Below are 11901 nucleotides of genomic sequence, written 5' to 3' on the forward strand. Positions count from 1 at the left end.
CCCGGGGCAAAGACATAGACAAGGAACTTCCGGGACACGACACTAACCCCGGGGAAGGGGGAGACGCAAATTCCTCTTGACTTCTTTGGCCACGTGTTCTAGAGTGCCACAGATTGACAAAAGAGCTCTGGGCGCTCCGTGGACCACACGACCTGCCAAGGGCACGGTGTCTTATTATAACTTGGCAAAATGTCTTGAGTTAGGAGAAGCAAAAAGAATTCCGAGGACGCCCCATTTTACGCGAAAGTGGAAGGAGGTGAAACAAAGTATGAAGAGATTTCTGGCCCTGCTTCTAGTAGTTGTCATGCTAGCCACCACAGTCATCATTGTCGCGGGTTGCGGCAAGAAGAAAGAGGAGGCTGCGACTACAACTACTGAGACTGCGCCTCCTACTGAGACTGCTCCTCCAGATACGACCGCAGGCGGGCAGTAAGGACGCATACAAACGGTGCGTTACGGACGAACTTCAAGAAGTTCTCCTTTGATGCGCACGTCCATCTTGACATAAAAGCACGAAGAAGGGAGTAGCGTTTGCTGTTAGCTTACTCCCTTTACGTGTTTTCCAGGCACAATGTTTCCCCGGTTCCTAGATATCGCTGCGCCCCGTGCCTCTCCGGTTGGATCTTTCATGGCTTAAGCCGGCGTGGGATCCCGGGCGCGGAAACCCCTCGCTTCTGCGAATTGGTTTGTGTTTGACTTGCATCGGCTCTCTATGGTAACTTTTCAGGGTCAAAGGAGGAATAGAATGTACGCAGTTCTGCTCTTTATTCACATCTTGACCTGTGCTGCCCTGATGCTCGCGGTTCTTCTTCAGTCTGGAAAGGGTGGCGGCCTTGCCGGCACTTTTGGCTGGACCGGTGCCCAGACAATCTTTGGAGGACGAGGTGCAGGGACCATGCTCAGTAGAGCAACAAGTGTGCTTGGCGGGCTCTTTATGGTAACTTCCCTGACACTTGCGCTCCTGACCGGAACGGTCGCAAAGACCGGAGGCAAGGGTATCCTTCAGAGAGCCAGGGAAAGGGCTGGAACCGAGCAGCCTGTCTCCAGACCTGGGAGCAAACTTCCGACCGGAACGATTCCTCAGGCTACTTCTACTGCTCCTCCAGGCCAGGCTGTTGCCCCGGGTCAGACTCCTCAGACTCAGCAGCCCTCTCAAACCAGGCCCGGCAGTGAAACTCAGGTCCCTCCCTCCGGCGAGACAAAGACAAGCCAGACGAAGGCAGAAGAGACAGAAGGAAAGTAATCTCCCGGGTTTGCGTTCCGGCCCATTCACCAGAGAATCCGGGGCGCTCCGGCTGAGGAATGGCGCATAAACGAAGCTCTTTCGACCCTGCGGCGCCGGGATGGTGGAATCTGGTAGACACGTACGTTTGAGGGGCGTATGGGTACCCCCGTGCGGGTTCAAGTCCCGCTCCCGGCACCAGTTTTCCCACTTTTTCCTTCTGGTGAGCAAGGCCTTCAAATCGTGCCTTCATCTGCCCGCCGGCTCTTCAGTGGAATTGCGGAACCCGATCCAGCTATCTCCGAGCATCCGAATCTGGTCTCGAGCCAGGGCGAGCGGTACAAGTAGAGAAGGGAGGTGAGCAAAGTGACAGTGTCCGCTTACGTGCATATTAGCGTGCAGACCGGGAAGACCAAGAGTACGCTAAACAGAATGTCCAGGATTCAAGGGATAAAGTCAGCATGCTCGGTCATGGGACCGTTCGATATCATCGCTGTCGTTCAGGCGAATGATCTAAGTGGAATCGAGCGAATAGTCACTGGTAAGATCCAATTACTCCCCGGGGTGAAGACTACTATGACTTCCCTCATTGTGTAACCCTGCAGCCGCTCTTGCCGGCGCCGAGGTCACTGCTTCCCCGGTCAAAGAGATTCAGTTTCGGAGAGCGGATTCGTACGTTCCGCCTCGTTTCCTGTTGACAGTCTGAGTCGCATGTGTGAGCATTGGACAGCCGTTGCCATTCAGGAAGGTGTTGGCCGCTTCTTGCGGCTCCAAGCCTGAATCTTTCCGGATTCGGACTGCTATGACCTGCAGGTTTCCATGTCGGATCAGGTGTCTGACGACGGGTAGTTGAGCCTTTGTCTTACTGGGAGGTGCGCATGCCAAAAAGAGCCGGTTTCTTTTTCTCACTGCTCACTTTAGTTCTGCTTCTTATGCCTCAGCTTTCGCTTGCACAGACCAATGCCGCGGGAGCCCAGGCGGGGGGGCAGCAAAACAACTTTGCGGGCGGTTTTGGTCCGACGTGGATCAACGGAGACGCCTGGTATGGCCTGTACCTTGTGCCGGAATTCTCTTTTGGAAAAATAGGTTTGGGGTTGAGAGTCGATCTTCAATACAACCCAAAAACCGGCCAGATCAGACCCGGGACAAAGAAGTGGGAGAAGGGTTCCGACTACATCAAGGCAATAAGGTATGTCCGATACGGCCAGAAAAGGGATTTCATCTACGGAAGGATCGGCGGCCTCACCGACTCGTATGTTGCTCACGGACTGATAATGTATCACTACACGAATGAGCTGAGTTACGACGATAGAAAAGTCGGACTTGAGCTTGGTCTCAATATGAAGAAAGGCGGCTTCGAGGCAATTACGAGCAACCTGAGTGAATCTGACGTAGTCGGCGCAAGGGTGTTCTACAGACCGCTTGAAGGGAGAATAGGAATCCCGATCATCAAGAAACTCACGGTTGGGGCAAGCTATGTTACTGATCTGAACGATGCGGCAGCCGACAGCGGCGGTTCCAAAGTGAGCATCTGGGGACCGGACCTGGAGCTTCCGTTCCTCTCCACTCCGCTTTTTGAGACCATGCTCTACAGCGACTTCGCCAAGATAACAAATCATGGCCAAGGGGCGGCTTTCGGCATCATGGGAGTACTGAAGGGAATTGTCGGAGGAAACTTGGGCCTGTCCGCGAAGTTTGAGAGAAGGGAACTTGGAAAAGAGTTCATACCTGGTTACTTCGGCACGCTGTATGAAAAAGAGAGATTCGGCAGCGGAATGAGAAAGTCCGACACCATAGAGCTGTTCAAGAAGCCAATCAGCGGTTACTTCGGCGAGCTCTCGGCTACCGTGCTCGGAAAGATAACGGTACTCGGGAATTATCAGGACTACAATGGAGACAATGTTCTGGGAGTCATACACGTGGTTGCGGATGCACCCAGTCTTGTTCCCAAAGCTGTTCTGACAGGAACCTATGACAAGGCAGGAATCAAAGATTTCGGTGATGCGTGGAAGCTCAATGAAAATTCGATAATGAGGGTTGAGGTCGGATACAGACTCAATCCATTCTTGGTCTTTGTGACCGAGTACAGATGGAACTTCGTGTACGACCCGGTAACCAATACATACAAGACCCAGAAGAGAATCTCGCCGCGCGTAATGTTGAGCTACAAGTTCTAGCAGGCAATCGGCTGCTGGCAAACGCGCTCGCGGCGCGGAAGAGCCCTTTTCAAGAAGGCAGGAGAAGCATCCTGATGCACTGAGGCAACGTCATCCCCCTATTCCAGAGAAACCGTCCCCTCATTCTTCCCCTGTTCTCTCCCGGCTTTCCCTCTCTGAAAACCTTGGTTCCGGTCTTGACGAATCCAGAGCTATCTTCTCAGCCACCAAAAAAGATCGATAGCAGAGAGACTCGCCAAGGCGAGAAGCAATGTAACCTCTCCGAACATCGAGTCTTCCTCCTTCGCCATCAGGCGAATGGTCGAGGCTTTAGTGAGTCTCGATCGTCCGTGCCCCTCGTCACCTTCGGACTTCTGCGGTCTCTGAGGTCCTAATAATTAGTTCGGATGAACGGCGGTAAGTATTAGAGATTTTTCGGGGTGGGTCTTAGATTATAGGCAATGCGCGGGCAACGACTATGCTCATGTCGTCATCGTGAGCTTCTTTTGAAAAAAGACCTATGCTCTCAAGGACTGCCTTGGCGAGGTATTGGGCCGGCAGGTTTTTGTTTCTCAATATCACTTCAAGCAACCTCTCTTCACCGTACTCTTCGGCGCCGGCGGTCTGCTCAACGAGCCCATCGGTGAAGAATACGACCAGGTCTCCCGGTCGCATCGCCATTCTATCGTCGTGGTACGTGGGTTCCTGAGATATCCCGAGAATGACTCCGCCGACATCAAGCCTCTCGACCTGTCCAGTTTCCCTTATCAGGAATGGAGCATTGAGTCCGGCGTTTGAATAGACTATTTCACTTCTTTCACTGTCAAATACTGCATAAACGAGACCGGCGAACCTCTCAGGTCTTTCCAAAAGGAGGAGCCGCCTGTTGACACTCCTGAGAACTGACGAAGGAGAGGGATCTCTTTCTGCTTCCGAGCGCAGTGCGGCCTGAACTCCGGCCGCGAGGAGGGCCGCGGGCACGCCTTTTCCCGACACATCTCCGACACCGATCCCGATTCTGGAAGGTGAAAATCGTATGAAGTCCAGACAGTCTCCGCCTATCTTCCCACTCGGGATTGTCGTGCCAAAGATTTCGAGAGACTCGGACTGCGGCGCCTCCCTGGGGGCAAGGCTCATCTGGATCTCTCTCGCAAGGCGGAGTTCCGCATCCATTTTCTCCTTCTCCGCTCTTTCTTCGGCATGCATGATGTTTTCGAGAGAAAGGCATGCCTCCTCCGAAACTGTGGAGAGGAGCTCGAAATCTTCAAGACTGTACGGCTCGCCCGATAGTCTTGGTCCGAGAAGCAGGATTAGGTTCGGCTCACCCCTCGCATAGATCGGAACGAGGAGAGAAGCTCTCGAAGCTCTCAGGATGGGAATGTCCTCGGCAGGGAAAAGTGAGGAAAGCCGTTCTTTGCTCATTTTTTCTATTATCAGCGGCTCGTGTGAGCCTCCGGGAGAGCCGACGCTTGCTTCTGTCAGAGAAAAGGTCTTGTCTATGTGCCGCGTGTTTCCTCTCACCTTGTCCACAACGAACCATTTCCCTTTTCTCACAAGGAGAACCGCAAACTCAGATTTCAGGGATGAAGGAACTCTGGAGACAAGGAGGTTCCCGAGGCTTTCGAGGCCCAATGGTTCTGCGAGGCTGCGGCTCAATTCCTTCAGAATCTTCCTGTAGTCATACCGGTCCCTGAAAAAGACCCTGTCTATGAGAAACTGAAGCCGGTTCCTCACCGGTGTGAAGAAGACGGCTATGATGAGAGTCGAAAACACGGTGAGAACGAGGCTTCTTTGCCCCGTCCACGATCTGAAGAGTCCGCCCATGCCCCAAACTATGCTCACATATACTGCCGCAAGGAACGCAGTGAGGAGCGAATACAGAATTCCCTTCTTGAGTATGAGTTCAATGTCCAGAAAACGATAGCGGACTATGGCATATGAGAAGGAAACAGGCAGCAGAAGGAGAAAGAGATAGGAGTATCGTGCAGCCGGGACGTGGGTCGCTGGAGACAGATTCAGGACGAGCGTGAAAAGCGAGACCGGAAGAATTGCTCCGACCGTTCCCAGGATTGCAACTCTCAGCCTTTTTCTCTGAAGCAAACGGCTTACCTTATAGGAACGGACGAAAAGGGAGAGAGCAGCCAGGATAGACACGCCGAAGTACACGGCCACGATTGACTGGACAATGCCCTGTGATTCCCTTGACGTGAAGAGCTGTGAAGCTGTGAAGATGAGAAGTGACGGGAGATAGAGGGCCCCCTGGAGACCTCTTGCCTTCCTGTCGGGCAATCTGTTCAGGAGAGAACTCTCCTCCGGAAAGAGCAGGAAGAAATGCAGAAGAAGAGCCGGGAGCGAAACCTGCACAAGATCGTATGCGATTCTCTCGAAAGAGGAAATGACGCGGATGGCTTCGGGAAGGGGAGGTCTGGTGAAGAATGCGAAGACGTAGCAGATGAGAAAGAAAACCAGGCCGGTCTTGTCCCTTCTTCTGTAAAGAACAAACAATCCAAAGACAAGAAGCACAATCCCGGAAAAGCCAAGAGAGAGCCACCACGCGATTTCGGAAGCAGGAGGAAGCTCGGTGAGAAACGTCAACGTGAGTTTCTCTGAGCCCCTCGCAATCAGCAGGTCGATTGCATTTCCAGGTGTCAGGGAAGCCAGCCAATCCTCACCCTGGGTCCAGACGAACGGCTGCCCGTTTATCTGAACTATCCTGTCGCCGTTCCTGAGGCCCGCCACTTCGCCCGGGCTGTCTTCGGCGACCGACACTATGAGATTCTCTTTGAGTGTCAACCCGGAGTAGGGTCTATCGGGCGCGTTGAGGATTCCGTAGAAAAGCCTGAGGAAAATTAGAAGCGACAGGAATACTAGAAGAGGAACTGCGACCCTTCGGGCTCCACTGACTCTTTCCATCGAGAGCCCTCCATAGGAAACTCTGACCAGTGTCAGACTCCGTCAAGCTAGCACAAAGGAAAAAGCGAAGTCAATTCTTTCTCTGGGAGTGCCGGTCGGCACAATGGGAGATGAGCGTTTCCGCTCCTGACGTAGATTCCTGACCCGTCTCCACCCGGTCGCTCGAATCTGCAAACTCGGCCTGCGGCCTCAGACATGCAGATTCGCCCCAGGGGACGCTCCCTTTCCGTGGAGACTGGTACCCCAGGAATCTCATCATGTTCGCTCCAACGCCATCTCTCCATCAAGACGTAGGCGTCCGAATAGCGGGAAGAAATCAGCAGATTCTTGGAAGGAGTTCGCCTGTGAGGGGTTCAAGGAGTCTCAGCCCGCCGGACACAGTTTTCAGAACAACTTCACCTTTTTTCCCCATGCCGCCGATCTTGCCGATTATGCATGAGTTTCTTCCAATCGGGACTGATTTCAGAAAGTGCAGAACATCGTTGACCCCGGCCCCACTCACAACAATCACGGCCTTGCCCTCGCTCGCAAGATACAAAGGATCGATTCCGAGTATCTCTGCAACTGCACGGACAGGCGGTGAAAATTGGATCTTTGCTTCTTCAACGTGGACGGGCAGACCACCTTCAGAAAGCTCGCACAGAATCGTCGCAAGCCCGCCCCTTGTGATATCCCTCATCCACTTGGCGCCCATTTTCCACGAGGGGAGGAAGGAATTCATCGGCTGGCAGTCGCTCTCAACGTTTCCCTCAAACTCGAATTCCCCTCTTGCAACCATTATCGAAACAGAGTGGTCTCCCGGCGGTCCGGTAGTCACAATGAGGTCGCCTTCTTCTATTCTCTCCGGCCTTGCGATAACCTCGCCTATCCCGGCAGTATTTACGTATATTCCGTCTGCCTCGCCCTTTCTTACTACCTTGGTATCGCCTGTCACAATCTCAACGCCTGCCTCCAGTGCCGTTCTTTTGATTGATGCAAGTATTATCTCCAGACTACTAATCGGAAAGCCCTCTTCCAGGATGAGTGCCAGAGACAGGAACCTTGGCTTTATTCCCGACACGACCAGGTCATTCACAGTGCCTGCAACCGCAAGCTTGCCGATGTCGCCGCCAGGGAAGAAGTGCGGAGTCACAACGAAACTATCGGTGGTGAATCCTACCTTCCCATCTATCTCAAGGTGCGCGCTATCCCAAAGTTTGTTCAGGCGGTCATTATCAAGATACTTGAGAATAAGGTCGTTCAGAAAATCCCTCATCAGTTTTCCACCTGAGCCGAGGCTCAGACTTATTCTGTCCATTCAACACCGCCGTATTTGTAGTGAATGAGACATGTTCCTTCCACCGAGACCATGCACGGTCCCATTGGCTTTTCCGGGCTGCATGTGCTCCTGAAGAGAGGGCACTCTTCCGGTTCGAGTCTTCCTTTCACTATGTCTCCGCAACGGCAGGCCTTGTTCTCCCAGGAAGTCACAGAATCAAGCGAAAGGTGCTCTCCCGCGTCCATTTCCTTGTTCCTCAGTTTCAGTCCGCTTTTCGGAATGGAGCCGAAACCCCGCCAATCGGCATCCACAATCTCCAATTTGTCTTTCATGAGCCTTCTTGCAGCCGGATTGCCCTCAGGCCTCACGGCCCTCTTGTATGCTATGTCAACCCTTGCCTCACCCCTGTCTATCTGCTTCAACACGGAAAGTATGCCCAGAACAAGATCGGCTGGTTCGAAGCCTGTAATGGCACCCGGCATTCCGAACTTCTCCGGAATGAACTCGTATGGCTTTGACCCTATTATGACGCTCACATGGCCCGGATAAATGAAACCGTCAAGCTTTGTGTCGCCTGCCTCAAGAATCGCGGCGAGCGGTGGAGGGACAAGCCGGAGACAGGAGAGAAGACGGAGGTTCTTGATGCCCTTCCTCTCCGCGTAATCGACGACCCACGCGATCGAGGGAATCGTTGTTTCAAAGCCGACGGCAAGGAAGACAATCTGCTTCTGAGGATTGGCAGCGGCAATGTCAACGGCCTCCTGAGGCGAATATATCGCTTTCACAAGCGACCCCCCGGCGGGGATGGCATGAAGGAGACTTCCATTGCTTGTCGGGACTCTTAACATGTCTCCGAAAGACGCGATTATGACATTTGGAGTCTTCACAACGTGCATCGCCGCGGCGCTGACCACTGCGTCCGGGGTAATGCATACGGGACATCCCGGACCGGATATAAGTTTCAGCCCCCTCTTCCTCAGAGCAGTCCCAAGGCCGCTCCTGTAGGCGGTCATAGTATGTGTCCCGCAGACTTCCATGATTCTGATCTCTCTATTGAGTCTCCCCAGAATCCGCTCAACCTCTCTGAGGAGAGCCCGGACACTTTTTTCTTCTCTGAGAATGTTCGTGTCCACTTACTGTCCTTCTTCTCCTATGCACTCTTCTATGATCTTGATTGTGCTCTCTGCCTCTGTCTCATCCATTATCGTTATTGCGAATCCTGCATGCACAATGACATAGTCCCCGACCTTGGCATTCTCCACAAAGCTCAGGTTAACCCGTCTTCGGATGCCGCCCATCTCTACGATTCCAATTTCTTCTTTGATTTCAACCAATCTCAGAGGGATCGCAAGACACATCAGTTGGCACCTTTCAGTTTGAACGCGGCGTAATAGGCCTGGCCGAGAGACAGCGCCTCGTCACCCGGCGAAAACCTCTCTGGAACATAAACGTCGATGCCAGCGTCTCTTAGAAGAGTCACGGTTTCCCTGAGAAGGAGAGAATTGAGGAAGACCCCGCCGCTGAGTATGACCCTTTCAATCTTGTATCTCTCCCTCGCCAGCTCCGACGCTGCAAGTATCACATGTGCAATTGTATTATGAAACCTCCGTGATATGACCGGTGCACTTTCTCCGTTCTCTGCATCTCCGGCGATCGCCCTTATCATTCTTCTCATATCGACCTCGGCATCCCTTATGTCGAACGGATAGTGCTCGCGAACATCCTCAGAGGCAGTGCTCTCCAATCTCATTGCCGCCTCTGCCTCGTAGTCAATCCTGAGTGGCGAGACGCTCAGCATGGCTGACACGGCATCGAATAACCTTCCCATGGATGACGTTAGAGGCGAATTTATCTTCTTCTCCATGGCATTTCTTGATCCCTTGAGGATCCTCATGTCCACATCATTAAGAAGACCAACCATCTCCACTTCGCCGAAAGCGTCCACAATGTAGCTTAACGCCATCCTCCATGGCTCTCTTGTTGCGAGGTCACCGCCCTGCTGGGGGACATATCTCAAGTGGAGGAGTCTTTCAGTCCTCCCATTTCTCCCAAGGAAGAACTCACCTCCCCAGATGTTTCCGTCTTCGCCAAAACCTACGCCGTCGAAAGCAACCCCCAGGAACGGCTCACCCGGATCAACCGAATGCTCGGCGAGAACTGCGTATACGTGAGCAATGTGGTGCTGGACTTTCACCACCGGTTTTCCCCATTTCTCTGCCATCCTTGTGGTCGTGAAATTGGGGTGGAGGTCGCAGGTTATGAACTCCGGGTTAAATGCGTATAAGTTCCTGTAGTGCTCCAGTACCTCCTCAAGATATCTCTTGTTTCTGATCTCGCCCATGTCCCCCAGATACTGGCTTGTCACGAGATAGCCATCCTTGAGGATTGTGATCGTATTCTTCAGCTCGCCTCCGAGGGAAAGTATCGCGGGATGTTGATCATCCAGGCCTATTCCCAGGGGATCCGGCACGAATCCTCTGGCCCTTCTCAAGAACACACTTTTGCCGTCAACTACTTCGAGAACACTGTCATCGCATCTCATTGCGATATCCCTGTTGTGGGTAAGAAGGGCATCAGAGAGTTCATGAATTCCTTCCGCCTCGTCCTTGAGTATCGGGCTATTGCGGACGTTCGCGCTGGTTGCCACCAGAAGCGGGGAATTTTCGGTGACAAGTGCATGCAGAGGGGTGTATGGAAGCATTATCCCGTAACTGTTTATGTTCGGGGATATTCCATCTATTTCGACCTTCTTCCTGAGGAGGACGATCGGCCTTGAAGGGGAGAGGAGTGTCCTTTCTTCATCTTCATCCAGGAATGCTATTTCTCTCGCAGTATCTATGTCTCTTGCCATCAGTGCGAATGGTTTTCTCTCCCTTTCCTTCAGCGTCCTCAGCCTCCGGACGGCCTCTGCGTTATGGGGATCGCACACCAGATGAAAACCTCCGAGCCCTTTCATGGCGACGACTTTGCCCTGCCTTATTACTCTGATTGCCTCCTCTATTTCGCCTTCCGTTTTTCCGTTTTCAAAGAAAGACAGCCGGGGGCCGCATTTTGCGCACGCATTGGGTTCAGCGTGGAATCTCCGGTTGAGAGGGTCCTCATATTCATTCCTGCAATCAGGGCACATCGGAAACGCGTCCATTGTTGTCTTCATTCTGTCGTAGGGGAGGGACTCTATTATCGTGTAACGGGGGCCGCAATTTGTGCAGTTTATGAAGGGATATCTGTATCTTCTGTCAGAGGGGTCGAGCAACTCCCGCAGGCAATCGCTGCAGGTAAAAAGATCGGGCGGCGCAAATACTGTTGCCTCGCCTTCTGATGTCGGGAAGATGGTAAATCCCTTGCAGCCACTCGTCGCGGAGGGAAGTACATCTATGCGGTCAATCTTTGCGTTCGGCGGAGCCTCGGCCTTGAGCCTCTCGACGAATAACTCTGACTTATCTCCCTCTACATGTATCTCTACGCCTCTTGCGGTGTTTCGTGTGAAGCCATTCAGCCGGAGTTCATTTGCGAGTCTGTACACAAACGGTCTAAATCCAACGCCCTGCACAGTTCCATGAATGTAGATATCAAGTTCCACCGCAGCCCTGGTCGGGGTTATTTTTCTCCTTCTATTGATTCAACTGTTATTCCTCCCTTTCCTTGTCTCCTTGTCATCGTTATCGGCAGACTTTCGAGGGCCTTGTCCTTGGCCAGTGCCTTAAGACAAAATTCTATCTGCTCACCGGTGTGGTCAGCATCTTCTCCAATAGAAAGAGTGACTTTCTTGATCTTCTTGATCTTGTGTTTCTCAGACTGTGCGATTATTTCTTCGAGAACCGCCTCAGCGATTTTCCACTCATGCATACTGCTTGCACTCCTCGAGAATCTTCTCACATACGGCAGGAATGGTGCGAAGGAGAGTCTCCGATACGCCCGGCGCAACCGTATCGGGGATATTCTCTATCTGGACCGAGATTATCTTCACTTCTATCGAACATAACTCCTTGAGCTCTCTGAGCAAGTTAGAAGTGGGCACCTGGTGCATGGAGAAGTCATCGATCTTCTTTAGTGGGATATCGGAGACATCCAGCTCGAATATTTCTCCCCGTTTCCTTCCCGCATCCATTGCATCGACTATGATGATCTTCTTGGTCCATCTCTCTCCAACCGCAATATTGAACAATATATTCCTTGCACCCGTTCCCGCGTCCACGACCGCAACGTGTTCGGGCAGCAAATAATTGTTCTCCAGGTGTTCTATGACCTTTGGACCGAAACCGTCATCCCCAAAGAGTATGTTGCCGCATCCGAGGACCAGGACCGGTTTTCTGTAGTAGTCTGGTATGGTGTTTTCCAATCGGGCCTGCCAG

At 52.6% G+C, this 11901-nt stretch carries 11 protein-coding genes and 1 tRNA gene; 5 read left to right on the forward strand and 7 right to left on the reverse strand.

All coding sequences use genetic code 11. The features are described 5' to 3' along the window. Positions 1 to 268 precede the first annotated feature (268 nt). The 5 genes from QME66_00310 to QME66_00330 all read left to right on the forward strand — a co-directional run bounded on the left by QME66_00310 (position 269) and on the right by QME66_00330 (position 3399). Entirely contained in the window at positions 269 to 433 is a 165-nt protein-coding gene (locus tag QME66_00310; GenBank protein ID MDI6807413.1) for a hypothetical protein, read from the forward strand. 312 nt (positions 434 to 745) lie between these two features. Next, positions 746 to 1243 (forward strand): preprotein translocase subunit SecG, encoded by a 498-nt coding sequence (gene secG, locus QME66_00315; GenBank protein ID MDI6807414.1) that lies wholly within the window; start codon positions 746 to 748, stop codon positions 1241 to 1243. A gap of 94 nt (positions 1244 to 1337) precedes the next feature. Next, positions 1338 to 1423: transfer RNA gene (locus QME66_00320), tRNA-Leu, on the forward strand. 165 nt (positions 1424 to 1588) lie between these two features. Beyond that, a complete protein-coding gene (locus tag QME66_00325) occupies positions 1589 to 1819 on the forward strand; it encodes an Lrp/AsnC ligand binding domain-containing protein (protein MDI6807415.1) in 231 nt (76 codons plus the stop codon). A gap of 281 nt (positions 1820 to 2100) precedes the next feature. Beyond that, positions 2101 to 3399, forward strand: a complete 1299-nt coding sequence (locus QME66_00330) for a hypothetical protein (GenBank protein MDI6807416.1) — start codon at positions 2101 to 2103, stop codon at positions 3397 to 3399. Between the two features lie 426 nt (positions 3400 to 3825). Here the strand turns inward: QME66_00330 and QME66_00335 are convergent, their stop codons facing one another. The 7 genes from QME66_00335 to QME66_00365 all read right to left on the reverse strand — a co-directional run bounded on the left by QME66_00335 (position 3826) and on the right by QME66_00365 (position 11888). Beyond that, positions 3826 to 6291: a SpoIIE family protein phosphatase gene (locus QME66_00335; protein MDI6807417.1), complete on the reverse strand. Its 2466-nt coding sequence runs from the start codon at positions 6289 to 6291 to the stop codon at positions 3826 to 3828. 316 nt (positions 6292 to 6607) lie between these two features. Beyond that, on the reverse strand, positions 6608 to 7588 hold the full coding sequence (hypE, locus tag QME66_00340) for a hydrogenase expression/formation protein HypE (protein ID MDI6807418.1): 981 nt from the start codon (positions 7586 to 7588) through the stop codon (positions 6608 to 6610). After that, a complete protein-coding gene (gene hypD / locus QME66_00345; protein ID MDI6807419.1) occupies positions 7576 to 8682 on the reverse strand; it encodes a hydrogenase formation protein HypD in 1107 nt (368 codons plus the stop codon). The genes hypE and hypD overlap by 13 nt, the downstream gene beginning before the upstream one ends. After that, a complete protein-coding gene (locus QME66_00350; protein MDI6807420.1) occupies positions 8683 to 8907 on the reverse strand; it encodes a HypC/HybG/HupF family hydrogenase formation chaperone in 225 nt (74 codons plus the stop codon). Then, positions 8907 to 11129, reverse strand: a complete 2223-nt coding sequence (gene hypF / locus QME66_00355; protein MDI6807421.1) for a carbamoyltransferase HypF — start codon at positions 11127 to 11129, stop codon at positions 8907 to 8909. Before hypF ends, QME66_00350 begins: the two co-directional genes overlap by 1 nt. A gap of 17 nt (positions 11130 to 11146) precedes the next feature. Continuing rightward, a complete protein-coding gene (locus tag QME66_00360) occupies positions 11147 to 11395 on the reverse strand; it encodes a hydrogenase/urease maturation nickel metallochaperone HypA (protein ID MDI6807422.1) in 249 nt (82 codons plus the stop codon). Further along, positions 11388 to 11888 (reverse strand): hydrogenase maturation protease, encoded by a 501-nt coding sequence (locus tag QME66_00365; protein MDI6807423.1) that lies wholly within the window; start codon positions 11886 to 11888, stop codon positions 11388 to 11390. Before QME66_00365 ends, QME66_00360 begins: the two co-directional genes overlap by 8 nt. Between the last annotated feature and the right edge of the window lie 13 nt (positions 11889 to 11901).

This window comes from Candidatus Eisenbacteria bacterium (assembly GCA_030017955.1).
Taxonomy (GTDB): domain Bacteria; phylum Eisenbacteria; class RBG-16-71-46; order JASEGR01; family JASEGR01; genus JASEGR01.

Coding starts and splice junctions, on each gene's coding strand:
- QME66_00310 (MDI6807413.1), top strand. CDS start 269: ATGAAGAGATTTCTGGCCCTGCTTCTAGTAGTTGTCATGCTAGCCACC.
- secG (MDI6807414.1), top strand. CDS start 746: ATGTACGCAGTTCTGCTCTTTATTCACATCTTGACCTGTGCTGCCCTG.
- QME66_00330 (MDI6807416.1), top strand. CDS start 2,101: ATGCCAAAAAGAGCCGGTTTCTTTTTCTCACTGCTCACTTTAGTTCTG.
- QME66_00335 (MDI6807417.1), bottom strand. CDS start 6,291: ATGGAAAGAGTCAGTGGAGCCCGAAGGGTCGCAGTTCCTCTTCTAGTA.
- hypE (MDI6807418.1), bottom strand. CDS start 7,588: ATGGACAGAATAAGTCTGAGCCTCGGCTCAGGTGGAAAACTGATGAGG.
- QME66_00350 (MDI6807420.1), bottom strand. CDS start 8,907: ATGTGTCTTGCGATCCCTCTGAGATTGGTTGAAATCAAAGAAGAAATT.
- QME66_00360 (MDI6807422.1), bottom strand. CDS start 11,395: ATGCATGAGTGGAAAATCGCTGAGGCGGTTCTCGAAGAAATAATCGCA.